A 25,234-nucleotide genomic window follows, 5' to 3' on the forward strand; every position below is an offset into this window, starting at 1 on the left:
TCGACAAATTCTCACATTTTCAAACAACTTTTGGAGGCAAATATGCGCCGTCGTCTATCGCTCATCGCAGCGGCCGCAACATTGGGACTGACCCTAGCTGGGTGCGGCGGTGCAGCCGAGACTCCCTCGAACACCGCGGCTCCGGCCAGTGAGGCCACCGGCAAGGTCGGCGTGTTCACATGGTGGGCCGACGGTTCGGAGAAGGTCGGACTTGATGCCCTGGTGAAGGTATTCAACACCGACTACCCGGGTCTCACGTTCGACAATCTCGCCGTAGCCGGCGGTGCTGGTTCACAGGCCAAGAGCGTTTTGGCGGCCCAGCTGAAGGCGGGCAACCCGCCAGATTCCTTCCAGGCACACGCCGGTGCGGAGCTGCAGGACTACATTGATGCCGAGCAGCTTGAGGATCTCACCAGCTTCTACACCGACAACAACCTCACCGACCAGTTCCCCAAGGACCTGATCGACAGGCTCACCGTGGATGGAAAAATCTACTCGGTTCCCTCCAATATTCACCGTTCAAACGTCGTCTGGGCCAATGTTGAGGTCCTGAAGGACGCGGGCTTGGATCCGACCAAACCCGCCGAAGACCTCGATGCCTGGATCGCGGACCTGGAAAAGATCAAGGCCAGCGGGAAGACCCCGCTAGCGGTCGCCGGTTCTTGGACACAGGTTCAGCTCTTTGAAAACGTTTTGCTTTCCAGTCTTGGGGTCGACGGCTACAACGGCCTCTGGGATGGAGCAACGGATTGGAAGGGCGCCGATGTCACCAAGGCCATCGAGTCCTACAAGAAGGTCCTGAGCTACACCAATACCGACCGCGATTCACTCAGCGACTGGGCGCCAGCCACCCAGCTGGTCCAAGACGGCGCGGCAGGCTACAACCTCATGGGTGACTGGGCCGAGGCTAAGTTCGCTCAAGACGGAGACGTTGCGGGCACCGACTACACCTACTTCCCGATGCCGGGAACCAAGGGTGTCTTCAACTTCCTCGCCGATTCCTTCACTCTGCCGGTGGGCGCGCCCAACCCGGCCGGAGCCAAGGCATGGTTGACAACGATCGGTTCGGCCGAGGGCCAGGCAGCTTTCAACAAGGCCAAGGGATCAATTCCGGCCAACACCACGGCCAAGACGGATGACTTCTCCGAGTACCAGAAGAGCGCCATCAAGGACTTCTCGCAGGACAAGATCGTCTCATCCCTGGCACACGGCGCCGCGGTGCCAGTGGCCTGGCTCAACGATCTGAGCACGGCAGTCAGCAAGTTTGGTGGCGACAATGATGTGGCAGCCCTGCAGGAATCCGCTGCAACTACCGCAGAGAAGTTCGCCAAGTAAGCACTCTCCACCACGCGTTTGGGGGCGCTCACAACCACAACGGTTCGTGATGCGCCCCCAAATGTTTGTGACGCGACTTTCCTCTGAAAGGAAACCATGTTTGCGCGCGTAAAACACTGGGGCCCGGGGCTCTTACTCCTGGCACCCACCATCATCTTGGTTGGCGTCTTCGTCTACTGGCTCATCATTGAAAACTTCCGAGTCAGCCTCACCAACCAGCACACCGCAAAACCCAGCAACGATTACGTTGGATTCTCGAACTACAGCAATCTGCTGGCCGATTCGAACTTCCAACATTCGCTCTTGAACCTGCTCATCCTCACGGTCGTCTTCCTCGCCGGAACGTTGATTTTCGGATTCCTGTGGGCCTGGTTGCTGGATAAGCCAGCCAAGGGCGAAGGAATCTTCCGCGCCGTCTACCTGTTCCCGATGTCGATTTCCTTTATCGCCTCCGGTGTTGTCTGGCGGTGGTTGCTCTCCAGCCTGCAAACGGATCAACCCGGCGGTGAACGCACCACCGGCCTGAACCGTCTTTTGGATTCCGTTGGTCTGGGCTTTATGCAAAACGACTGGTGGTCCAACCCCACCTGGGGCATTGCCGCCATCGCCGTACCCGCCATCTGGCAGCTCTCGGGCTACGTCATGGCCCTGTTCTTGGCCGGTTTCCGGGGCATTCCCGAGGAACTACGCGAGGCTGCCCGGATTGACGGCTGTAGCGAATGGAAGCTCTACCGCCACGTGATCTTCCCGCAGCTGAGCCCGGTGATGCTCTCGGCCGTGATCATCATCGGACACATGTCCTTGAAGCTCTTTGACTTGATTCGTGCGATCGTCCCGGATGCCAACACCTACGACGTCCAGGTTCCGGCGACCATGATGTGGGTCAAGTACATTGGCAGCGACTACGCGGATGCCGCGGCCATCGGCATGATCCTGCTGGTGCTCGTAGCGATCGTGGTCATCCCGTACCTCATGTACACCTCGCGAGCGGAGAAGCGCTAATGGCTACCTCAACATTGACCCGACCCCGCGACGCGGCCCCGCAAAGTGCAGCTTCGGCACCGAATAAGGGACGCCGCCGCATTAACCGGACGTTGAAGTACGCGTTGCTGATCTTCTTCGTGATCATCATCCTGATCCCCGCCTACGTCCTGTTCATTACCAGCTTCAAGGGCACCTCGGATGCAGATCCATCACGCGCCTGGTTGCTGCCCCAGTCGTGGGAAACCGCCGGCTGGGACAAGGCCTGGACGACACTGGCCCCCGCCCTGGGCAGAACCTTCCTGCTGGTGATTCCTGCGGCGCTGATCTCCGCCACCCTGGGTTCCATCAACGGCTACGTGCTCTCCAAATGGCGTTTCCCCGGTGCCAATCTGGTGTTCACGCTGATCCTTTTTGGCATGTTCATCCCATACCAAGCAGTCATGATCCCGCTGACGCAGCTGATGAGCAATATTGGGATAGCCCAAGGCATTCCCTCACTGTTGTTGCTGCACATCGTTTACGGTTTGCCGATCTGTACGCTGATCTTCCGCAACTACTACGAGTCGGTACCCAACGAGCTGATTGAGGCGGCCAGGATGGACGGCGCGGGAATCTTGCGCACCTATGCCTCGGTCATCCTTCCGATCTCGGCCCCCGGCTTTGTTGTCGTGCTGATCTGGCAATTCACCTCGGCCTGGAACGACTACCTCTTTGCCGCGTTCTTCTCCTCGGGACGTAATGGCCCGGTCACCATCGCGCTCAGCTTCCTAGCCGGTGGTCAGCTCACCGACTACGCCGCCTCCATGGCAGGTGCGCTGATTGCCTCGGTTCCGACGCTGATCGTCTACATCCTGCTGGGCAAATACTTTGTTGGCGGCTTGATGAGTGGTTCCGTCAAGGGCTAGACGACAACGGTAAACCACTCCCTGACGCGGGGGCGCTTCGTCTATTCGGCGAGCGCCTCCGCGTTTTTCCTTCTCATTTGGTGCTTCGCGGTGCCCAGAGCAGGGCGCCGACTAAGGTATCGGGCAAATGGCGGCCTAGAGAGTCTGGTGTGCGCGAATCCAGGGTGAGGGTCCGCGTTACGGGAGTGGACAGCAGTACGTGCTTACCGTCCCCCTCCACGATGGGGATACCGCCCTCCCCCGCAAGACCAACACCGCTGGCCTTGACCACGGCTTCCTTCAACGACCACCAGCTAGCTCGTTGGTGGATTCGTTGAGGTTGGTTCAATCTCTGCAGGTGGGAGCGTTCCTGGGGCGAAAAGGCATAGTCATCCAATAGTTCACCGGCTCCCGGCGCAAAGGCCGGATCTGCGGCATCTGCCACATCGATACCAAGCAGCTGTTCCGCACGCGATACCGCTACCACCAGCCAGCCACCGGTACGTGCATACGATAGGGCGAGGCTCCCCCCACGATCGGGAAGCCGCAGTCGCGGATTCCCGTGCAGTGTTGAGGCACATCCGGGACAGAGCTGTTCGATGGTTAGATCGGCTGCGCTCAGTTTCGCGCTGTGTTCACGGTCGCGGTTGAGCATCTCCGCGGCAAGGACTTTAACCAAAATACGTCCGTTGCTAAAGTTCTGACGCGGTGTTCCTTCGTGGTAGCCCCGAGCGCGTTGCTGCTCGATGCTGTTCAGTAAAACCTCTGGGTACAGGGCCGCATCACTCAGCCGCCCAACAGACCAGCAGGGTTCGGTGCCCGGGGTGATAGAACCCACTACGGAGTGCTTTTCACTGCGCATCGGTGCCTCCGTCCGTGATGATCAGCCGCTTGGTTGGTCTCTTGGCTGCCCCTTGGGCAAATCTGCCATGGCTCTACATTACGGTGAACTTACCGTGTCTATCCGCTAGACACCTTCCGTTAACCTTTGCTGATTAGGTTTGACGCGTATGTGCCGACCGGGCGGTCGCGAACGCTTCGGCGGCGCGCTTCCGGCTCCTGGTTGGGTCCCAGCGTTTGGGTCGACCCCTACTTTGGGAAGGCCGAGCGCCACGTCAAGAAAGCCACAGTGGAATCGACTCGCAGCATTTCCGACCAAGTTACTCCTCCGCCAATTTATCTGCCCCAGTACCCCGGCAGTGACTTGGCCCCGGCTCCCCGCACCCTGCTGAACATCCTTGAAGCCAGTGCGGCTGCTCACCCCGACGCCTCCGCAATAGATGACGGCGAGCGCGCGCTCACGTATGCCGAACTCATGGTGAGTATCGATGAACAGGCCGAACGCATGCGAACCGCCGGCCTCGGGGCCGGCGACAGAGTCGGCATCCGTATTCCCTCTGGGACCCGCGAACTCTACATTGGCATTCTTGCCACGATGATGATTGGTGCTGCCTACGTCCCGGTGGATGCCGATGACCCGGAGGAACGAGCCCAGCTGGTCTTCTCCGAGGCCAATGTTGCTGCCGTCTTGGGCGTCAAGGGAGAAATCGCCGTACTGCGAAGCGAAGCCAATACATCACCGGCTCGGGAGGCAGAACTCGGTGACGATGCCTGGATCATCTTCACCTCCGGCTCCACCGGTACCCCCAAGGGTGTGGCCATCACCCAGCGCTCGGCCGCGGCATTTGTTGACGCCGAGGCAGCACTCTTCCTCCAGAGCGAGCCGATGGGACCCGAAGACCGCGTGCTCGCCGGCCTCTCTGTCGCCTTTGATGCGTCCTGTGAAGAAATGTGGTTGGCTTGGCGCCACGGTTCCTGCTTGGTGCCAGCTCCGCGTGCTCTGGTTCGTTCGGGCATGGATTTGGGGCCGTGGCTGGTAACTCGCGGTGTCACGGTCGTCTCCACCGTTCCCACCCTTGCGGCACTCTGGCCCGCCGAGGCCCTAGAAAATGTGCGCCTGTTAATTTTTGGTGGTGAAGCCTGCCCACCCGAGCTAGCCGCCCGTCTAGCCGTCACCGGACGCGAACTCTGGAACACCTATGGACCCACCGAGGCCACGGTGGTGGCCTGCGGTGCCCAGATGAACGGTATTGACTCGGTCCGTATTGGTCTGCCACTGACCGGTTGGGATCTCGCCGTGGTTGATACCTCGGGTATCCCGGTGGGTCCTGGTGAGAGCGGAGAACTGATCATTGGCGGAGTCGGTCTAGGGCGTTACCTTGATCCGGCAAAGGATGCGGAAAAATACGCTCCGTTCCCCACCCTCGGCTGGGACCGTGCCTACCGCTCCGGTGACTTGGTACAGGCCGACCCCGAGGGCCTAATTTTCCTGGGTCGTCTGGATGAACAGGTCAAGCTCGGTGGCCGTCGCATTGAGCTCGGCGAGGTTGATGCCGCGCTGCAATCATTGCCCGAGGTATCTGGAGCTGCAGCGGCGGTGAAGACCACCGCCGCCGGAAACCAGATCTTGGTCGGCTATCTGGCCGCCGATGCCTCCTATGACACGATCGCTGCCCGCACCCGACTGGCCGATATGCTCCCGGCTGCGCTGATCCCCTTACTCACGGTTGTGGATACGCTACCGACAAAAACCAGTGGCAAGGTTGACCGTCACGCTCTGCCGTGGCCGTTGGCCACGGCAGCCGATACCTCCTCCTCGGTACTGCCCGAGCTGGGCGAGGACGCGAGCTGGGTCATCGAGCAATGGAGGCGGGTACTGGGTACCGAGGTCTCCTCCCTTGATGCAGACTTCTTTGCCTCAGGTGGCGGATCCCTCTCCGCCGCTCAACTGGTCTCCGCACTACGCGTTCGCTACCGCACCATCACGGTGGGGGAAATTTACTCCCACCCACGCATCGGTTCCTTGCTTGAAGCCTTGGGCACCAGCACCGGGGTAGAACCGGAGACTCGGATCGTGGCCCGGACCACCCGACGCGCCCAGGTCTTCCAGACGCTTATGGGCATCCCAACGTTCATTCTGGTGGGCATGCGCTGGCTGGTGTATTTGGCACTCGGCAACAACGTGCTCGACGCGCTGGGCGTCTTCACGCAGGCACCACGGCTGTCATGGTGGACGGTGCTGGTGCTCTGGTTGGTCTTTGTCTCCTCCCCGGGACGCATGGCCATCTCCGTGATCTCGGCACGCATGTTGCTGCGCGGAGTGAAGCCCGGAAATTACCCCCGTTCCGGCAAGGTGCACCTGCGTCTCTGGCTGGCCCAACAAATTTCCGATTTGGCCGACCCCGTGTCCCTGGGCAGCGCCCACTGGATTCAGTTCTACGCCCGAGCCTTGGGCGCCACCGTTGGCCCCGATGTGCAATTGCACTCGGTACCTCCAGTCACCGGTCTACTCACCGTTGGCAGCGGAGCGAACATCGAACCCGAAGTTGATCTGACCGGCTACTGGATCGACGGAGATCGTGTGCACGTCGGCGCCATCACCATTGGGGCAGATGCCAGCATTGGGGCCCGCAGCACGCTGATGCCCGGTGCCAGCATCGCCGAGGGTGTCACTCTGGCCGCCGGCTCTGTTGCTGCCGGTCCCACCCGGGCGTTCTCCGCCTACTCCGGTTCCCCGGCCACTCGCCTGGGAAAGGCCAAACCGGCCTGGCCCCAGACCATCACCACTGCCCGCCGCGTGGCCAGCACGTTCTTCTCTCTGGCTTCGATGGCTCTGGGCGCCCTGCCACTGGTTTCGATCCTTGGTGCGCTGGTGATTGCCGCGTGGCTGCTGCGCGGGGGCACTTCGCTGAGCGATTCGTGGCTCACGTTGCTTTACGTGGTTCCCGTTGCCGCCGTGACATGGTTTGTGCTGAATATGCTCCTGATTCTGGGCGCCACTCGCATCTTGGGCCTTGGCCTGCGTGAGGGATGGCATCGCGTCGATAGCCGCATCGGCTGGCAGGTCTGGGCCACCGAACGACTCCTGGACATGGCCCGGGATCTGCTCTTCCCGCTGTACGCATCGCTGTTTACTCCCGTCTGGTTGCGCCTGCTGGGCGCGAAGGTCGGACGCAACGTTGAGGCCTCCACCGTCCTGCTGATTCCCAAGATGACCACCATCGCCTCGGGTGCTTTCCTGGCCGATGACACCATGGTGGCCACCTACGAGCTCGGCGGCGGCTGGATGAAGGTGGGACGCGCCAAGATTGGCAAGCGCGCCTTCTTGGGTAACTCAGGTATCGCCGGTGCCGGGCGACGGGTGCCACGTAATGGGCTCGTCGCTGTCCTCTCGGCAACACCTGCCAAGGCCAAGGCCGGGACCTCCTGGTTGGGCAGTCCTCCGGTTCGACTGCGCCGCACCACCGTTGATGCGGATTCCTCGCTGACCTATGCTCCGCCGCTACGCCTCAAGATCGCCCGCGCGCTGTGGGAATTGTGCCGTATTTTGCCGGTCATCACCAGCGTCGCGGTAGCCACCCTGGTCCTGGTCCTGCTGGATATGCTGGCCACCCACTACGGTTACCTGGCTGCCGCCCTGCTCAGTGGCGCCGTCATGCTGCTCGCCGGCGCCGTTGCCGCCACCTCGGCGGTCCTTGCCAAATGGGTGCTGGTCGGTCCCATCCGTCCGGGTGAACATACCCTGTGGAGCTCCTTCATCTGGCGCAATGAGGTGGTGGACACCTTCATCGAAATGGTGTGCGCTCCTTGGTTCGCCCACTCGGCGGCAGGTTCCCCTGCATTGGTCTGGTGGTTGCGCGCCCTCGGTGCCAAGATCGGCCACGGCGTCTGGTGCGAAAGCTATTGGCTTCCCGAAGCCGACCTGGTCACCCTCGGCGACTCCTCCACGGTGAATCGCGGAACGGTCATCCAGACCCACCTCTTCCACGACCGGGTCATGGCTATTGATACGGTAGAACTCTCCGCAGGATCCACGATGGGTCCCCACGGAGTCATCCTGCCGGCTGCATCGTTGTCGGAAGGCTCCACCGTGGGACCGGGTTCGCTGGTCATGCGCGGAGAAAACGTTCCCCCGTCGAGTTATTGGATGGGCAACCCCGTACAGCCTTGGAGCCAGCCGAACGCATGAGCAAGACCACGCCAGTTGATACGACCACCGTCCCCAGCTTCATCCCGGATCCCTATGTGCCACGCTCCGGAAGCGCACACTACCTGGTGATGCACTACGACCTGGATCTGGATTGCAAACTCGGCGGTAATCGCTTGGACGGCAAGGCGACGATCACAGCGGTGGCCACCACCAGACTCGATCGTATTAGCCTGGACTTTTCCGGCTTGCGTGCCTCACGCTGCCAGGTCAATGGCACCAAGATCGCCAAGTACACCCAGAAATCGGGAAAGCTGGTGCTCCACCTGCCCTCGGACGTGGCCAAGGGCGAGGAATTTAGTGTGGAGATCCGCTACGGGGGCGTGCCGAATGTTCGTCAAGGCATCTGGGGCGAGGTCGGCTGGGAAGAACTCACCGATGGGGTGCTGGTGGCGGGCCAACCAAATGGGGCTGCCACCTGGTTCCCCTGTAATGATCACCCCAGCCAAAAGGCCACCTACCGCATCACCGTAAACACCGATGCCGGATACCGCCCGGTCTCCAACGGCCAGTTGATAAACCGCCAACGTCGCTCACGTGGTGAGGCCTGGACCTATGAGGTCCTTGAGCCGATGGCCACCTATCTGGCGACGCTGCAGATCGGCCGCTATGAGTTGCGTGCGTTAGCAGGCTCCGCCACGGCGGCCAGTGGCACCGGCGGTGCGCATGCAGATGCCCCAACCCCCGTCATCCAACGCGTGGCGGCAAATGGCTCGCAGCTGCGGCGGGCAGGTTCTGCCCTGTCCGACCAGCCACGAATGATGGAAACCTTTATCGAGGCTTTTGGCCCCTATCCCTTCGCCGACTACACCGTTGTTGTCACCCAGGACGATCTCGAGATCCCGCTGGAGGCCCACGGCCTCTCCATTCTGGGCAATAACCACCTAGCGCCGGGCTGGGAGCAACAGCGACTCATCGCCCACGAGCTCTCGCATCAATGGTTTGGCAACTCCCTGACCGCTGGAACCTGGCGGGATATCTGGTTGCACGAGGGCTTTGCCTGCTACGCCGAGTGGATCTGGTCCGAAGCCGCCGGCAACCTCAGTGCCGATGAGCGTGCGCGAGATGCGTGGAGCCGCCTGGCTACCCTGGACTGGGACATCACCATCGGGGATCCCGGTGCAGCCGACATGTTTGATGACCGGGTGTACAAGCGTGGCGCACTAGCACTTCATGCGCTGCGATTGGCCGCCGGGGACCGCGCGTTCTTTGCGATGCTCCGGTCTTGGGTCGGTGCGCGGCGCCATTCGACCGTCACCTGTGAGCAGTTCCTGGAGCACGTGGATGCTCATTTGCCGCTTTCCGTGTCGGCCGCCGATTTCCTGCGGCCATGGCTCTTTGAAACTGCCTTGCCGCAGCTTGCCGCGGAGAAAAACGCCTAGCCAGAGACGGGTAGACCGATCCCACTAGGCCTCCAAATGTTCACCTTCCGTTCATGGCGTTCCGATAGCCTCACCCTATGCAAATGCTTGATTTGGCCGCACATGGCTACTCCGTCCGCGACAATGACGACGACGACCCGGTGTTGTTAACGTCAGCCGGCGATGTAGTGGACACCTGGCGCGAAGACTATCCATATTCCTCACGGATGGACCGCACCCAGTACGAGATGGACAAGCGGCTGCTCCAGATCGAGCTGCTGAAATTACAGGTCTGGATCAAGGCCACCGGACACCGTTTGGTCGTGCTCTTTGAGGGCCGCGACGCCGCGGGCAAGGGCGGAACGATCAAACGTTTCACCGAGCACCTCAATCCCCGTGGCGCCCGGGTAGTTGCCCTCGAAAAGCCCAGCGAACGCGAATCCACACAGTGGTTCTTCCAGCGCTATATTGCGCACCTTCCAGCGGCCGGCGAAATGGTCCTCTTTGACCGTTCTTGGTACAACCGCTCAGGTGTTGAACGCGTCATGCGCTTTTGCACCAAGGAGCAATTCGATAGGTTCATGAACCAGGCTCCGACCTTCGAGCAGCAATTGGTTGATGAGGGCATCACCCTGGTGAAGTTCTGGTTCTCGGTCTCGCGCCAAGAGCAGCTGACGCGCTTTACCATCCGTCAGATCGATCCGGTACGGCAGTGGAAGCTCTCCCCCACGGACCTTGCGTCGCTGGATAAATGGGAAGCCTACACCGAAGCCAAGGAAGAAACCTTCCGGAGCACCGACACCGAATGGGCACCCTGGACAGTTGTGAAATCCAACGATAAGAAGCGCGCTCGGATTGAGGCCATGCGCCATGTGTTGAGCCTCTTCGACTATGAGGGCAAGGACCACGAACTGGTCGGCACCCCGGACCCGCACATTGTCGGACCTGCTTCGGCAGTTGTGGCGGCCGGCGAAGAGTTCTAGTCACGACCCAGTAAAAGTGAAGGCCGGTAGTTTCCCTCGATCAGAGAGAAGCTACCGGTCTTCCGGGTCTAAGGATCATCACCGATGAAGGGGTGGACATTCAGTCGCCGTCGTGCAGTTCACGTGTGGATGGCGAAACCGCCCGAATGTGATGCCACCGTCCTCCTCGAGGCAGATAACGGCATCACATCCAAGAGCGATTAGAGGCCCGTCTTACTCACTCCATATTCTGCCTGCTTCGCCGTGTAGCCCTCGAAAACAAGCTGATCTACGAGCCCGGATCGCGAGAATGCCGTGTACTCGAGATAGCTTTTGGCTGATTTGGCCGCTTGCTCGTTCCAGTCGACCGTCACTCGTTCCACCGCCCAAGTGGCATCCTTCGTTGAGTAGTCCTCGAACTCGAGTTGCGAGATAAGGCCCTTGCGAGAGAATGCAGTGTATTCGAGATAGCTTTCCGCGGCACGCAAGGCATTCTGCTGGCTCAAGGTCCCTGCCTCCGCTTTCGCCTTGGCACTGGCCTCTGCGGCAACCTTGGCTTGGGCTTCTGCTTCCGCCTTCTCGCTTGCCTCGGCCTTTTTGCTGGCTTCGACTTCGGCCTTAGCGCTCGCCTCAGCCTCCGCTTCCTCAATGGCGTTTGCACTGGCCACCGCTTCATCGCTCGCCTTGGCCTCCGCGGAGGTGAGAGCGGTAGAAGATGCTACGGCCGCGGCTGCCGGTGATTCGCTAGGTGTCGCAGTTGCTGACGCTGTTGGCGACGCGGTGCCAGCCGGTGCCGTCGACGGCTCTTCGCCAGATCCACCACAAGAAGCAATGAGGATGGCAAAAACAACAACGACTCCAGCGCCGATGCCGATTTTTTTACCCTTGCTCAGCGGTTTTTTCGATTCCAAAGTTCCCGGAGTTGAGAACCCTGCGGCGGATGAATTTCCCACCGCGGCACTGGCAGCTATGGGTGATCCAGTTGCAGCCGCGGCTGCACCAAAATCGGGCATCACCGACATGTACAAATATGGATTGGCAGAAAATTCTTCCGGCGGCATGGCCGGGGCGCCAGTCTCATTGTCGATCCACATGGGCCAACCGATGGGCGGTGCACCCCACGCCTTTTCCGGAACCCACGTCGGTGTGGGCCGGAACTCGGTAGGAAGATGTTGAAGCCAAAGCGGTGGAGGATTAAAACGAATAGACATGATTCCCCTAATGACGATCGCGAATGTGCGGAGTTCCCGATCCCCCGGGTACCTCCTGATCCAGAGCGTAGGCGGGGCCACAGACATTTCGTCGTTTATCTCAATCCGCATTCACCATAGTGCGGTTTATGGTTCCGCTAGGATCGTTCATGACTCAAATCCCGTCTCGAAACTTTCCCTAATTCAAACGGTGATTCTTACTACGCAGTATGCCAAACCCGTTCAAAAGATCGGCGCTACTCAGTGCCCGAGCCGGGTGACCATGGCAGAAAAAGGTCGGCAGCCTTCCCGTGTGGGGAGGCTGCCGACCTTTGGTACTACTACCCGCGGTGCTGCTTAGCGCTGCACGGCCGCGAATCGCTCGGCGGCAAGTGCCACAGCCGCGGCACGCGCCTCGGAGGCCTCATCGGCGGTCAATGTGCGGTCGGTGGCGCGGAAGCGCAGGCCGAAGGCCAATGACTTTTTGCCGTCCTCGATGCCGGTACCGGTGTACACGTCGAAGAGAGCAATATCTTCCAACAGCTCACCTGCACCCTCACGCAAGGTTTCGAGTACGTCCGAAGCCACCACGCTCTGATCAACAACTAGGGCAACGTCCTGAGTGGAGATCGGGAAGGTGGAGATTTCCTTGGCCACAATGACATCCGCTGCAGCTTCAAAAAGCTCGTCAACGTTGATTTCCATGGCCACGGTGCGGGCCGGCAGATCGAGTTCCGCCAGCAGCTTCGGGTGCAACTCACCGGCATAACCAAGGTGCGTGCCGTCGCGCAGTGCAAGTGCGGCGGTACGGCCCGGGTGGAAGGCCTGGTGGGCCCCCTGCGAGGTAACCACCTCAACGCCCAACACGTCGGCGACCAGCAGTGCGGTATCCAGGGCATCGGCCCAGTCGTAGACGCGCGGGGTGTGCGCTGCGGCAACCGGCGAATCGTTGCCGCTGAGGACAGCCGCAATGTGCATCGGCTGGTGCGGCAGACCGCCGTACAGTGCCTCGAGCTCTGCCTCCGAGGGCTTGATGCCCACCGGCGGGATCGTTGCCGTGCCCAGGGTATCTCCGGGCAGGAAGACCAGTCCGGCCTCGTAGAGTGCCAGATCGCGGAAGCCGCGACCGTGGTTGCGACGGGCAATGCCCAGCAGCCCCGGCAGCATCGAGGTCCGCATGAATCCGAACTCCGAAGACATCGGGTTATTCAGCTTTACGGCCTTGACCTCGCCGGCCACGGGCGCACCGAAGGTGTTGTTCTGCACTGCCGTAACGAACGGGTAGGAGAGCACCTCGGTTAGGCCCGAGTCGGCTAGGGCAGCAACCACACGACGGCGCTGGCCCTGCACCCGGGAGAAACCGCGGCCCGGAGGTGCCGTGGGAAGGGTGGAAGGAATCAGGTGGTAGCCCACCAGACGCGCAATTTCCTCCACCAGGTCCTGCTTGGTGGTGAGGTCCGGGCGCCATGACGGTGCCGTGACGCTGTAGCCGTCCGCTATGGCCTCAAGCTCGGCACCAATTTCCGTCAGTGCCCAGGTCACCTGTTCGGCGGTGTAGTCGATGCCGATCAGTGCCGAGGCGAAATCTGCGGGCAGGTTGATCACCGTTGGTTCCGGAGCGGTACCCGCATCGGTGATCTCGGTGGTGGCGGTGCCACCGGCCAGCTGAACCAAGAGGTCCACGGCACGCTGGGCGGCCTTGTCAGCCACCTGCCAGTCCACTCCGCGTTCGTAACGCTTGGAAGCCTCGGAAGGCAGCTTGTGGCGGCGACGCGAACGCGCAATCGAGATCGCTTCGAAGTGAGCTGCCTCGATGAGCACGTTGGTGGTGGTGCCGGAAACCTCTGTGGCAGATCCGCCCATGACTCCGGCAATGCCAATGGCACCGGATTCGTCGGTGATCAACAGATCCTCGACGTGCAGCTTGCGCACCTTGGCATCGAGGGTCGTCAGCGTCTCACCCTCGGTGGCCCGGCGCACGGTGATACCACCGGTGAGCTGATCCGCGTCGTAGAAGTGCAGCGGCTGACCCAGTTCCAACATGACGTAGTTGGAAATATCCACGATCAGGGAGATCGAACGCATGCCAGCCAGGTTCAGTCGGCTAGCCATCCACGGTGGGGTGGGCAGCGCCGCATTCACGTTGGTGACCTTGCGCGTGATGAAGCGATCGCAGCCGGCCTTGCCGTAGATCCCCGCGGCATCGGCCAGAGTCACCTGGTGACCCGGTGCGGTGGCGGTATCCACGGTGACCAAGGAGGCAGGATCGGTGAAGGGGGTGTTGGTGGCGTGCGCGTATTCGCGGGCCACCCCACGGATGGAGAACGCGTAGGAACGGTCGGGGGTGACGTTGATTTCTGCTGCCTGATCGTAGAGACCCAGCAGTTCCATCGCGTCGGTGCCGACCTCCGGGTCAAGACCCAGATTCGAGAGCACGATGATGCCATCGTGGTCTTCGCCGAGGCCCAGCTCGCGTGCGGAGGCGATCATGCCGGCCGAAATATGACCATAGGTCTTACGCGGGGTAATCCGGAAGTCCCCGGGCAGCACGGCGCCCGGAAGCGTGACAACAACCTTGTCACCCTCCACGAAGTTGTGTGCACCGCAGATGATGCCCTGCACACCCGAGGGATCGATACCCTCGTTGGTGAGGTTTTGTGTTGCGCCCTCGGGCACCACACGAACCTGGCACCAGTTAATGGTCTTGCCGTTGGTCTGCTCTTCCTTCACCAGGGAGAGCACCTGACCCACCACGATGGGACCGGAGATGGAATCGCTGGGACGGTGTACGTCCTCTTCCTCAAGACCGACCTTAACCAGTTCGGCCATAACGTCCTCGGCCGAAGCTTCGGCGGGAACCTGCGCGTATTCGCGCAGCCATGAAAGTGGAATACGCATGTCTTAGATCTCCATCCCGAAGTGCTCGCTGAACCGAATATCGCCCTCGATCATGTCGTGCATGTCCGGGACCTCATTGCGGAACATCAGGGTCCGCTCGATGCCCATGCCGAAGGCGAAGCCGGAGTATTCCTCCGGGTCAATGCCTGCAGCACGCAGCACGTTGGGGTTGACCATGCCGCAGCCGCCCCATTCGATCCAACGCGGTCCACCCTTGGCACCTGCATGCCAGATGTCCAGCTCGGCGCTGGGCTCGGTGAACGGGAAGAAGTTCGGGCGCAGGCGGATGGAGGCGTCATCGCCGAACATCTGCCGCGCGAAGTGCTCCAGGGTGCCACGAAGATCGGCCATGGTCAGGTTCTTGTCGATGGCCAGGCCCTCGAACTGGTGGAAGACCGGGGTGTGGGTGGCGTCCAGTTCATCGGTGCGGTAAACGCGCCCCGGGCACAAGACGTAGATCGGCAGCTCGCGCTCGAGCATCGAACGCACCTGTACCGGGGAGGTGTGGGTGCGCAGCAAGAGGTGCGAATCTACCGGGTCGATGAAGAAGGTGTCCTGCATTTCGCGGGCCGGATGATCCGGGGCGAAGTTCAGGGCGTCGAAGTTGAACCACTCGGATTCGATTTCCGGTCCATCGGCGATTTCCCAGCCCATGCCCACGAAGATGTCCGAGACGCGGTCCTGCAGCGTGGAGAGCGGGTGTCGGGCACCGGCACGGCGGCGGCGCGGGGCGGCAGTGACATCTACCGTCTCCTCAAGGAGGATGCGCGCAGCATCTTCCTCCTCGAGCACCACGGTACGAGCTGCCAGTGCCTTGTTCACGCGTCCGCGTGAGGCTCCCATGAGCTTGCCGGCAACGGCCTTCTCGCTCTTATCCAGGCGGCCGATTTCGCGGTTGGCCAGGGACAACGGGGACTTCTCTCCGGTGTGGGCCAGGCGTGCGCTTTTCAGCTCATCCAGGTTGCTCGCGGCGGCAAATGCAACAAGTGCCGCCTGCACGGCAACATCGATGCCTGCCTCGTCGGTGGGGTGCGGAACGACCGGTGTGTGAGCGTTATTGACGTCCACTTCCGGGCTCGTGGGTTCAGACATGGGGTTCTACGGCCCTTTTCACTGTTGATTGTCTTGTTGGCTTCTACTTCTCATTCTATGTGCTGGCCCCGGCGCAGCTTCAATCACCGCCCCGGTCGTCTTAGCTGTGGCGTTATGGACACCCACCGGGGTTTTACGCAATAGTTAGCCTTATGTCACGCGTTCTTCGAAGAATTGTTCTGCCCACGGCCGCCTTTCTGATGCTGGGCTCGCTGGCAGCCTGCACAAATGCCGCCCCCACGCCCGATGCCACGGCAAATCAACTGGCGACCTCCCTGCAGTCCCTGGACTTCGCTGGCCTGAGCTTGGCCGGGGCCGATCCCACCACCGTATCTACCGAACTCGGCGAGGCGCTGGCACCCCTGGAGTCGATCCCACGCACCGTCACCTTGGAATCGGTGACCGAGGACGAGGGATCAAAGGACCCCAAGACGGCCACCGCCACGCTGAAAACGGTGTGGGACATTGATGCCAGCGACACCGACTGGAGCTATACAACCCAAGGCACCCTCGAACTTAATGATGAGTCCGATTCGTGGGAGCTGCGCTACTCCCCCGAGCTGGCAGTCCCGGGCCTAGCCGCGGGTCAATACGTGGCCAAGCGCAACACCGCCGCTGCGCGGGGCGATATTCTCGGCAACAACAACCAGGGACTGGTCACCGAGCGGCCGGTGCTGCGCATCGGCATCGATAAAAACGCCCTGGACCCGTCCAAGTGGGAGACCTCGGCTAAAAAGCTGGCCGCCTTGGTGGAGATTGATGCGCCGGCCTATGCCAAGTCAGTCGCCGCCGCCGGGCCCAAGGCCTTCGTCCAGGCCATCGTGCTGCGTGATGACAAGGACCGAACCGTCACCGACGCTCAACTCGATGCGATCGACGGGGTGCTGGCCCAGCCGGGCACCGTGCCGCTGGCCAAGAGCCGCAACTTCGCCCGGGCCATTCTGGGCACCGTGGGCGAGGCCAGCGCGGAGATCGTCGCCGAGTCCAAGGGAAGCATCAGCGCTGGACAACAGGTGGGCCTCTCGGGCCTACAAAAGGAGTACCAGGACACCTTGGCCGGTACCAAGGGCTACTCCATCTCGATCTTCGACAAGGACAAAAACGAAGTCTCCTCGCTGCTCACCGCCGAAGCCGTTGATGGCAAAAGCCTGAAGACCACCCTGGATCTGGACATGCAGACCCTGGCCGAGTCACTGCTGGCTGACTCGGCCAGCGACAGCGCGCTGGTGGCGGTGCGACCCTCGGACGGTGCCATCTTGGCCGCCGCGGCGGGACCGGAGACCAACGCGGCGAACACGGCACTACTGGGCAAGTACGCCCCGGGATCAACGTTTAAGGTCATCACGGCACTGGCCATGTTGCGCTCGGGCGACACCCCCACCACGACTGTCGACTGCCCGGCGACCCTGTCGGTGGATGGCAAGGCGTTCAAGAACTACGACGGTTACCCCTCCAGCGCGCTGGGCAGCATCCCACTCTCCGAGGCCCTGGCACAATCGTGTAATACCGTGTTCCTGACCGGTGCCACCAAGGTGAAGGCCGCCGCCCTCTCGGACGCTGCCGCCTCGCTGGGTCTGAACCTGAGCCCCTCCACCGGTGCAGCAGCATTCCTCGGCTCGGTGCCAGATACCTCCACCGGCACCGAACTGGCAGCCAATGGCATCGGCCAGGGTGTTGTTGAAGCCTCCGCGCTAGGTATGGCCACGGTGGCAGCGTCGGTGAAAAACGGCGCGACCGTTTACCCGCATCTGGTGGTGGATCCGGCGCCGGCTAAAGCGCCGAAGCCCAAGAACCCACTGACCAAGGATGAGGCAAAAGCACTATCGGGCATGATGTCCGAGGTCGTAGATCATGGCACGCTCAAGGAGCTCGCCAAGGTCCCCGGTGGCACCATCATCGGCAAGAGCGGAACGGCCGAGTACGACGAGGAACGCAACGCACATGCCTGGGTCATCGCTTCCCAAGGTGATCTGGCCGTTGCGGTATTCGTTGGCGACGGCAGTGGTGGCGCGCAGACGGCCGGCCCAATCGTGGCCGATTTCCTCACCAAGAGTCAGTAGCACCGCCGCGCAACACCTCCGCTTAATGAGTGAAGGACCGGCCATTGGCCGGTCCTTCACTGGTTAAACCGCCCGATCAATCCGGGCATTTGGTGCTCGTTATCTTTAGGCGTGCAGAGTTTCTGCTGTTTCGGGCTTGCGCATCATGACAACGCCCGCGACGGCGCCCAGCAGGGCCAGTCCGCCGAATGCCAAGGACAGGTACAACGCGGTGTTGTCCTTTTCGTTGGCTACGGCCGTGAGGTCGCCCTTCGCGGTGAGCAGGTCGAAGGTCACGGTGTCGCCCTCGATGTGGGCGCCCTCGGTGGCGGAAACAACTTCACCGGGGAATGTCACGGTCATGGTGGATTCGGTGACAGCGCTTGCCATTTCAGCGGCGAGACCCTGAGCGGCGAAGAAGTACTGGCCATCACGGAATTCCACGCTGACCTTTTGGCCCAAGGTACCGGAGGTGTCACTGATCTCGGTCAGCGACTTGTCCTGGAGGGACAGCGTGTAACCACGGAAATCGCCCTCTTCGAAGGGCGAGGCGGTAACGCCTTCCGGAACGCTGGCTAGAAACGCTTCTTCGGTGGTCCCCATCTTGGTCAGGACCTCGGCAACACCAATGTCGCCAATAACCTTCTTGTCAAAGGCCATCACCATGTCGTAGGTTGCTTTTTCCGGGCTTGAAACGACCAGATCCACATCCATCTTCATGCAACCGGTCAGGCTCAACACCAGTGCCACCATGACACCAATGATGGATACGATCTTCTTCATCAATACTCCTCAACAGTTGGGGCGCAGATCGGCGTTCGACGCCCCCGGGTTCTGCCTTCAACTCTAGTGGTTGGGCGCCCCGGTCAGTAATTCGGCAGCTCTCGGCTCCCACCTCATCAATGACTACACTGAGAAATCATGGAGAACCGGGAACGCCTACGCCAGGTCTGTAACGCGATAAATCTCAGCACGCTCAGCGGACTGGGCCTAGCCCGCGCCACCGGCTGCGAGATCGCTCGTGGTCCTCGGGGCCTCATCCTGGCCCGTTTTTACCGACCGGCCTTGCCCAAGGCCGGGGCATTCACGGTGGGGAACGTTATTTTTTTCCGTCCGTCCCTCAGCGGAGCGGAACCGCGTCGCGAATTGCTCAGTCACGAGGAAACACACGCTACCCAGTACGCCTGGTGTCTGGGCTTGCCCTTCCTCCCCTTGTACTTTCTGGCGGCAGGATATTCGCTCTTGCGCACCGGCGATCCAGCATCAAGAAATGTGTTTGAACGCGGAGCCAATCTGCAGGCCGGCGGGTATCTGGAGCGGCCCACGCGTAAATTACTCCCGGTTATCGCTGCACGGTTACGCAGGCACCCGGTAGCCACCCCCACGAGCTCAGGAGACACCCAGTGAACCACAACAACAGCATCACCGTGCAAGGCAGCGCCAGCGCCAGCGCCGTCCCGGATACGATGAGCCTTTCCCTTGCCGTAGAGAACCACCACGCGCAGGCGGCAGAGGCCTTCGAGCAGGTTTCCGCTGGTGCGCAATCGCTGATCACCGCGGTGCTGAGTGTCGCCCCGGAAACCAACTTGTCCACCAGCGGGGTCACGCTCTCTGCGCGGACGGCCTGGCGCGATGAGATGAATGTGCTGTTGGGCTACGACGCATCAACCACCCTCGAAGCCACGTCCGTTCCCCTCGACGCCATTTCGGCGGTCTTGGCAGCCGCCGTAGAGACCGGAGGCGATGCCCTGCGGATCCATTCACTGCGTTCGGAGGTTTCGGATCCCATCAGTGCACTGCGGGCCGCCCGCGAGCTGGCCTTCAACGACGCTCATACCAAGGCGGCAGAACTGGCACAGCTGGCCGGGCGGCACCTGGGGCAGGCGCTGCAGATCCGCGAAACCGGACCCGACTCGGCCGTGCCCCTGCAACGTGCCGGGCTCCGAGCCATGGCCGCTAAGTCCATGCCGGTGCTTGCCGGATCCCAGGAACTTGCGGTGAACTTAGAAATACAGTGGGAACTTCTGGATCATGGGCAAGCTCCAGCGGAGGATTAGTCTTCTTTTCCGGCGCTGAGTCGTGGTTCGTTTGCGCCTGCTAAGGCAAGGACGGCTATCTGCGCCACCGCCCGGGCGTGGACCAGCAATTGTGCCTCATGGGCAGCTACCCAAGGCACGTGGATGAAACCGGCTCGGATCTCTGGATCGGTCCGACTCTGGTGCATGAGCGAATAAAATATTTGGTTGCAGACATAGGTACCGGCCGAATAAGAGATTTCCACGTTTTCGGAGCCCAATTCTTGGAGCGCCGCCTTCAGCGGAAGAGTAGAAAAGTAGGCGGCTGGCCCGTCGGCGAGCACCGGGACATCGATCGGCCGAGCGCCAGCATTGTCGGCGATGCGGGCATCGATCAGGTTAATGGCAACTTTCTCCATGCCCAGCTTTTCCCGACCCTGAGCCAAGCCCAGGCTGAGCACCACATGCGGGCGATGCAACGTGATCAGCTCGTGAAGCACGCGCGGAGCTTGCGCAAAAACACAGGGCAATTCCGCGGCCACGGCTTCGTGACCCTGTTCTCTCAGAATCTTCTCCGCGTGCCGCGCGATGACAATTGATGGATTGAAGTCGCTGCTCGCAAATGGCTCAAAGCCGGTGAGCAGGATCAACGAGTGGCCCCGGCCATGGTGTCGGCTAACACCGCACGCACGATGGGAAAATCGGCGGGAATCCAGCTGAGTGCCTCAAGGGCTTGTTTTTCCAGCTCGACCCAGGCTAATTGGTCGTGATCCTCCAAGGTATCGGGGACGCCGCCGGTGATCTGCGCAAACCAGACACGCATCGCTGCACTCTCATTGAGCACCCAGCCCTCGGGGATGGGGCCAAAAATCTCCGAACCAAGTTCCACCTCGATTCCCAGTTCCTCGCGTAATTCTCGCTTCACGCCCTCGGTGCACTCCTCCCCCACTTCGAGCTTTCCTCCCGGAAACTCCCACATCCCGGCCAGTGCCGGCGGAGCTGTGCGACGGGCTGCCAACAGCTTGGTGGGTGCCACCAAGGAATCAACGATGGCAGCTGCAACAATTTGTTTGTAGGGCATGTCTACTATTTTCCTTCCGTTTCGGAATTCTGGTTCACCATGATGTCGGGTTCGATGTAGATCACGCAGCTGAGCTTGACCGCCGCACGAATGCGTTCTTCCGCTTCATCGATGGCGGCGGCGATCTGGGAGCCGGTGGAGTTGAGCGGGACCGATACCTTTGCCGCCACCAAGACTTCTTCTGGCCCAAGATGCAGGGTCTTGAGGTGGATCAGTTTGGCCCCGTTGGCGGTAATGGCAGCTGTGATGGCCTGCACGACGTGGTCTCGCGCCGATTCACCGAGCAGCAGGGATTTAGTCTCAATGGCCAACACGATGGCGATCATCACCAGCAGCAGGCCAATGCAGGCGGTGCCGGCCGCGTCGTATATCCCGTTACCGGTCAGCAGCGTCAAGCTGACGCCGCACAACGCCAGAACCAGGCCGATGAGGGCGCCGAAGTCTTCGAGCAGAATTACCGGCAGCTCGGGTGCCTTCGCTGTGCGGATGAATGATACCCAGGACTGTTTGCCGCGCTGCGGATTTGCTTCCTTGATGGCGGTGCGGAAGGAGAATGACTCGGCAGCGATCGCGCCGATCAGCACCGCGAGCGGAACCCACCACCAGCGACCCTCGATGCCATGGGGGTGCTGGAATTTCTGCCAGGCCTCATAGAGTGCAAAGAGTCCACCGACGCTGAAGAGCACGATGGAGACAATGAAGGAGTAAACGTAGCGTTCACGCCCGTAGCCAAAGGGATGCGCCTCGTCGGCTTCGCGTCGCGACTTTTTCCCACCCAGGAGCAACAGGAGTTGATTCCCGGAATCGGCCACCGAGTGGATGGCCTCCGCCAACATCGAGGATGAACTCGTCACGGCCCACGCCACGAACTTGAACAGCGCAATGGTCAGGTTTGCAGCAAGTGCCGCAAACACGGCCTTGGATCCGCCAGTTGCCGACATGTCCGCACCAACTTTCCTTCGGGGATGGTCCGACCAGTCAAGCACGCTTCGCGACGTGCTGTCAGGGACCCTGCGGGTGCGAGGCCCCTGACAGCACAAAGAGTGGGAGCAATTACTGTCCCCGAAATAGAAAGCGGAGACATATTCTCGCTCTGGTGGTGCTCCGGGCGAGGTTAACTGGTGCGCTGTGCCCGAGCCGAGGCGTACATGCACACGGCCGCGGCCGTTCCAACGTTCAGCGATTCGGCAACACCATACAGCGGCACGGCGACGCGGTGATCGGCCCTGGCCAGTTCCGCTTCGTTGAGACCCGCACCTTCATTACCGAAGAGCCAGACGGTGGGGTTCTCCAGAACTGGCATGTCCGGTGCATCGGGAGTCTCGAGACCAGCGCGTCGCGCGGCTGTGGCGTCAAGGAGCGTATCGAGGTTGGTTGCTCCGTAACCGTCGGCTGCCAAGACGGTGCTGCCGGCGTTCTTGAAGGCCTCCACGGTTTCCTCGAGGGAGACGTTGGTGACGATTGGCAAGTGGAAGAGGGACCCAACCGTGGAACGTACGGCCTTGGGGTTGTAGATATCTACGCTGCCGCCGGTGAGGATAAACGCGTCGGCACCTGCTGCATCGGCCGCACGCAGAATGGTTCCGGCATTTCCCGGATCCTGGACCCGGCACAGCACCGCGACGAGGCGCGGTTTGGCCGCAACGACATCCTGAAGGCTGATTTCGGGGATCCGGCATACTGCCACGATGCCCTGTGGGGTCACGGTATCGGCCATGCCGGCCAGCACCTCGGGGCTGACGACGCGGCTGCGCACGCCCTTGGCCTTGGCAGCCATTTCTTCAAATTCGGGGTACCGATCGAGGCAATCGTCGGTGGCATAAATGGTGTTGACTACCGCGTCGCGGTTGTTCTCGGCGTTCTCTAGGTGCTGGCGCAGGGCCTCGCGCACGGCCTGCGGGCCTTCGGCCAGGAACTCGCCGCTGTGGGCACGTCCACTCTTTGTGGCCAGGCGCGAAACTTCACGCACGCGTTCGGCACCGAGGTTGTTCATGGGTTCGTCGTAGTATCCAGGGCGGTTCATAACTACGACTTTACCGGGGAGATGACAAAGGGACGGAATCGCAAGCGATTCCGTCCCTTTGGCTAAAGCTTTATGAGCTCATAGACTAGGCATCTTTGATCTGCTGGCGGGATTCGCCACCTGCAGGCTCGAAGCCGGCTGCCTTGGCTGCTTCAACAGAGTTGAACCAGTATTCGGCGTCGGTCTGGTCGTACCAGGTCGAGCCCGGTACGTGGTACTTGTTCGACTGGGCGTTGCCCTTGATGACAAAGCCTTCCGGAGCAGCTTCGCCTTCGACGGCCTTGACGGCGCCTTCAACTTCAGCCTTCTCGGCGGCCGGAGCGGCAGCCTTTGCAGCCTTCTTGGCCGGAGCCTTCTTGGCGGCCGGAGCAACCGGAGCCTCGGCAGCAGCTGCCGGAGCGTTGACGTCTGCCGGAAGGGCGCTCTTGGCAACCTCTACCAGTACTGCGAATGCCTTGGCATCCGAGACAGCCAGCTCGGCGAGCATACGACGGTCAACCTCAACCGCAGCAGCCTTCAGGCCCTGGATCAAGCGGTTGTAGGTCATGCCGTTGGCGCGGGATGCAGCGTTGATGCGCTGGATCCACAGGCGACGGAAGTTGCCCTTACGCTTGCGACGGTCGCCGTAGCTGTACACGAACGAGTGGAGCAGCTGCTCCTTCGCCTTCTTGTACAGGCGCGAACGCTGTCCGCGGTAACCCTTTGCGCGTTCAAGAATGACGCGACGCTTCTTATGGGCGTTGACCGCCCGCTTCACACGTGCCACGTGTGTACTCCTTTGTTTCTGTCTCGTCGTACCGCATCCAAGCGGACGAACGAAAAATCTTTATGTGGTCGAGAACCCGGTACTGGGTTCCCCAGACGGACTGAGTTAGATACCGAGCATCCGCTTGATGGTCTTTACGTCCGCCTTGGCGACCAACTGGTCAGAAGCCAGGCGACGGGTAAGTCGTGAAGACTTGTGCTCCAGGTAGTGGCGGCGGTTAGCCTGCTGGCGCACGAGCTTGCCGCTACCGGTGAGCTTGAAGCGCTTCTTGGCGCCACTGTGGGTCTTGAACTTCGGCATATCCGCCGTTCTCCTTACTTACTCCCGGGGACCTGTCGGGCCGGGGATCTTGCGAACTCCCGCGTTTGCGGGAAATCCGTGGTTCTGGTGTTGCTCTTACGAGCGTGCCCTGCGCGGAGGCGTCCTTACTTGGACGTTCCCGGCTTGGCGGCGCGGGTTGCGGGCTTAGGACCCGGCTTGCCCGCAGGCTTTGGTGGCATTGCCATTGGCTTGGGAATCGCCATTGGCTTGGGAGCTACGGCCGGCTTGGCTGCAACTACCGGCCGTGGGGCCGCAGCTGCTGCTGCCGGACGGCTAGCTGCCGTACGTACCGGAGCCTTTGCGGCTGCCGGGCGGCTGGAGCCTTCGCGGGCCGGAGCCGACTTCGCAGGGGCCTTCGACGCCACAGGGGCGCTCCGAACCGGTGCGACCTTGGGTGCAAGCTTGGCGGCTGCCTCTTCGGCTGCTGCTTCCGCACGTACCTTGGCAAGCTTTTCCATGATGTCGGACTCGATGACATCGGCAACGGATCCACCAATGTCGCCCTGAGGCTCCGAGGTATCCATCTTTGCCTTGGGGTTAGCTGCCTTGGCCTTATCGGCATCGCGCTGTTCCAAACGACGGGCTTCGGCCTTAGCTTCTGCCTTGTTCTTCAGCGGTCCAACGACCATGACCATGTTGCGGCCATCGATACGGGGCGAGGACTCAATAAGTCCGACCTCGGCTACTGCCTCGGCAAACTTGTTGAGCAAACGAATACCCATTTCCGGACGCTGCTGCTCACGACCACGGAACTGGATCATGGCCTTGACCTTGTCACCGGCTCCGAGGAACCGCAGTGCGTGTCCGACCTTGGTTTCGTAGTCGTGCGTATCGATCTTCAGTCGGAAACGAATTTCCTTCAGAATGGTGTTCGTCTGGTTCTTGCGAGTTTCGCGTGCCTTGACGGCGGCCTCGTACTTGTACTTTCCGAAGTCCATCAGTTTGCACACGGGAGGTTTCGCGGTGGGCGCCACCTCCACGAGATCAAGGTCGGACTCGACGGCAAGACGAAGTGCATCCTCAATACGGACAATGCCAACCTGTTCACCGGCAGGGCCGACAAGCCGCACCTCTGGGACGCGGATTCGATCATTAATGCGTGGATCGCTGATGTGTTGCTCCTGAGTAGTTCGTAGTTTCAGGCCACCCCAGCAAAAGGAAAGGCCCTCGGCTGCAGGTGCAGGCGGGGGCCCCAGATTCGATCGATGAAAATTCATCCAGCCAATCAATTCCCGT

Annotated in this window: 21 protein-coding genes; 9 read left to right on the top strand and 12 right to left on the bottom strand. The window is 61.2% G+C overall.

The window, feature by feature from the left end:
• Positions 1–42: 42 nt before the first annotated feature.
• From HED64_RS17640 to HED64_RS17650, 3 genes are all read left to right on the top strand, one after another.
• Entirely contained in the window at positions 43–1,335 is a 1,293-nt protein-coding gene (locus tag HED64_RS17640) for an ABC transporter substrate-binding protein (protein WP_168153287.1), read from the top strand.
• Positions 1,336–1,431: 96 nt separating this feature from the next.
• A complete protein-coding gene (locus tag HED64_RS17645) occupies positions 1,432–2,337 on the top strand; it encodes a carbohydrate ABC transporter permease (protein WP_168153288.1) in 906 nt (301 codons plus the stop codon).
• Complete coding sequence (locus tag HED64_RS17650) at positions 2,337–3,224, top strand: carbohydrate ABC transporter permease (protein ID WP_132361340.1); 888 nt, start codon at positions 2,337–2,339, stop codon at positions 3,222–3,224. The genes HED64_RS17645 and HED64_RS17650 overlap by 1 nt, the downstream gene beginning before the upstream one ends.
• A 73-nt stretch (positions 3,225–3,297) precedes the next feature.
• Here HED64_RS17650 and HED64_RS17655 read toward each other — a convergent pair whose 3' ends face one another.
• Positions 3,298–4,065 carry a 4'-phosphopantetheinyl transferase family protein gene (locus HED64_RS17655; protein ID WP_168153289.1) on the bottom strand — a complete coding sequence of 256 codons (768 nt, stop codon included), beginning with the start codon at positions 4,063–4,065 and terminating at the stop codon, positions 3,298–3,300.
• Between the two features lie 267 nt (positions 4,066–4,332).
• On the opposite strand from HED64_RS17655, the gene HED64_RS17660 reads away from it, so the two are divergent.
• The 3 genes from HED64_RS17660 (at position 4,333) to ppk2 (ending at position 10,594) form a co-directional block, all read left to right on the top strand.
• A complete protein-coding gene (locus tag HED64_RS17660; protein WP_342590769.1) occupies positions 4,333–8,232 on the top strand; it encodes a Pls/PosA family non-ribosomal peptide synthetase in 3,900 nt (1,299 codons plus the stop codon).
• Positions 8,229–9,632, top strand: a complete 1,404-nt coding sequence (locus tag HED64_RS17665) for a M1 family metallopeptidase (protein WP_168153290.1) — start codon at positions 8,229–8,231, stop codon at positions 9,630–9,632. The genes HED64_RS17660 and HED64_RS17665 overlap by 4 nt, the downstream gene beginning before the upstream one ends.
• 77 nt (positions 9,633–9,709) lie before the next feature.
• Positions 9,710–10,594 (top strand): polyphosphate kinase 2, encoded by an 885-nt coding sequence (gene ppk2 / locus HED64_RS17670; RefSeq protein WP_210149937.1) that lies wholly within the window; start codon positions 9,710–9,712, stop codon positions 10,592–10,594.
• 200 nt (positions 10,595–10,794) lie between these two features.
• Here ppk2 and HED64_RS17675 read toward each other — a convergent pair whose 3' ends face one another.
• The 3 genes from HED64_RS17675 to pheS all read right to left on the bottom strand — a co-directional run bounded on the left by HED64_RS17675 (position 10,795) and on the right by pheS (position 15,753).
• Complete coding sequence (locus HED64_RS17675; protein ID WP_245326080.1) at positions 10,795–11,784, bottom strand: Ltp family lipoprotein; 990 nt, start codon at positions 11,782–11,784, stop codon at positions 10,795–10,797.
• A 336-nt stretch (positions 11,785–12,120) separates the two neighbouring features.
• Positions 12,121–14,661 carry a phenylalanine--tRNA ligase subunit beta gene (pheT, locus tag HED64_RS17680; protein WP_168153291.1) on the bottom strand — a complete coding sequence of 847 codons (2,541 nt, stop codon included), beginning with the start codon at positions 14,659–14,661 and terminating at the stop codon, positions 12,121–12,123.
• A gap of 3 nt (positions 14,662–14,664) precedes the next feature.
• Positions 14,665–15,753 (bottom strand): phenylalanine--tRNA ligase subunit alpha, encoded by a 1,089-nt coding sequence (gene pheS, locus HED64_RS17685; RefSeq protein ID WP_132361354.1) that lies wholly within the window; start codon positions 15,751–15,753, stop codon positions 14,665–14,667.
• 152 nt (positions 15,754–15,905) lie between these two features.
• Between pheS and HED64_RS17690 the strand changes: the two genes are divergently transcribed.
• Complete coding sequence (locus HED64_RS17690; protein WP_168153292.1) at positions 15,906–17,813, top strand: penicillin-binding transpeptidase domain-containing protein; 1,908 nt, start codon at positions 15,906–15,908, stop codon at positions 17,811–17,813.
• Between the two features lie 105 nt (positions 17,814–17,918).
• Here the strand turns inward: HED64_RS17690 and HED64_RS17695 are convergent, their stop codons facing one another.
• A complete protein-coding gene (locus tag HED64_RS17695) occupies positions 17,919–18,575 on the bottom strand; it encodes an LppM family (lipo)protein (protein ID WP_168153293.1) in 657 nt (218 codons plus the stop codon).
• A gap of 138 nt (positions 18,576–18,713) precedes the next feature.
• Between HED64_RS17695 and HED64_RS17700 the strand changes: the two genes are divergently transcribed.
• Together HED64_RS17700 and HED64_RS17705 are read left to right on the top strand one after the other, a co-directional pair.
• The gene (locus tag HED64_RS17700; protein ID WP_168153294.1) at positions 18,714–19,199 is read left to right on the top strand and encodes an eCIS core domain-containing protein; all 486 of its coding nucleotides are present in this window, start codon (positions 18,714–18,716) and stop codon (positions 19,197–19,199) included.
• Positions 19,196–19,849, top strand: a complete 654-nt coding sequence (locus HED64_RS17705) for an SIMPL domain-containing protein (RefSeq protein WP_168153295.1) — start codon at positions 19,196–19,198, stop codon at positions 19,847–19,849. The genes HED64_RS17700 and HED64_RS17705 overlap by 4 nt, the downstream gene beginning before the upstream one ends.
• On the opposite strand, the gene HED64_RS17710 is transcribed toward HED64_RS17705, so the two are convergent.
• From HED64_RS17710 to infC, 7 genes are all read right to left on the bottom strand, one after another.
• Positions 19,846–20,457 carry a pyroglutamyl-peptidase I gene (locus HED64_RS17710; RefSeq protein WP_168153296.1) on the bottom strand — a complete coding sequence of 204 codons (612 nt, stop codon included), beginning with the start codon at positions 20,455–20,457 and terminating at the stop codon, positions 19,846–19,848. The two genes, HED64_RS17705 and HED64_RS17710, sit on opposite strands and share 4 nt — an antisense overlap.
• Positions 20,454–20,888 carry a (deoxy)nucleoside triphosphate pyrophosphohydrolase gene (locus tag HED64_RS17715; RefSeq protein ID WP_168153297.1) on the bottom strand — a complete coding sequence of 145 codons (435 nt, stop codon included), beginning with the start codon at positions 20,886–20,888 and terminating at the stop codon, positions 20,454–20,456. Before HED64_RS17715 ends, HED64_RS17710 begins: the two co-directional genes overlap by 4 nt.
• 5 nt (positions 20,889–20,893) lie before the next feature.
• Positions 20,894–21,829 carry a cation diffusion facilitator family transporter gene (locus HED64_RS17720; protein ID WP_168153298.1) on the bottom strand — a complete coding sequence of 312 codons (936 nt, stop codon included), beginning with the start codon at positions 21,827–21,829 and terminating at the stop codon, positions 20,894–20,896.
• A gap of 173 nt (positions 21,830–22,002) precedes the next feature.
• Entirely contained in the window at positions 22,003–22,911 is a 909-nt protein-coding gene (locus HED64_RS17725) for a TrmH family RNA methyltransferase (RefSeq protein ID WP_168153299.1), read from the bottom strand.
• An 85-nt stretch (positions 22,912–22,996) separates the two neighbouring features.
• Positions 22,997–23,677: a 50S ribosomal protein L20, sunset domain variant gene (gene rplT, locus HED64_RS17730; protein ID WP_132361372.1), complete on the bottom strand. Its 681-nt coding sequence runs from the start codon at positions 23,675–23,677 to the stop codon at positions 22,997–22,999.
• Between the two features lie 105 nt (positions 23,678–23,782).
• Entirely contained in the window at positions 23,783–23,977 is a 195-nt protein-coding gene (rpmI, locus tag HED64_RS17735) for a 50S ribosomal protein L35 (RefSeq protein WP_132361374.1), read from the bottom strand.
• Between the two features lie 125 nt (positions 23,978–24,102).
• The gene (gene infC / locus HED64_RS17740) at positions 24,103–25,215 is read right to left on the bottom strand and encodes a translation initiation factor IF-3 (protein ID WP_132361376.1); all 1,113 of its coding nucleotides are present in this window, start codon (positions 25,213–25,215) and stop codon (positions 24,103–24,105) included.
• Positions 25,216–25,234 lie beyond the last annotated feature (19 nt).

Origin of the sequence: Paeniglutamicibacter terrestris (genome assembly GCF_012271785.1) — a bacterium.
Taxonomy (GTDB): domain Bacteria; phylum Actinomycetota; class Actinomycetes; order Actinomycetales; family Micrococcaceae; genus Paeniglutamicibacter; species Paeniglutamicibacter terrestris.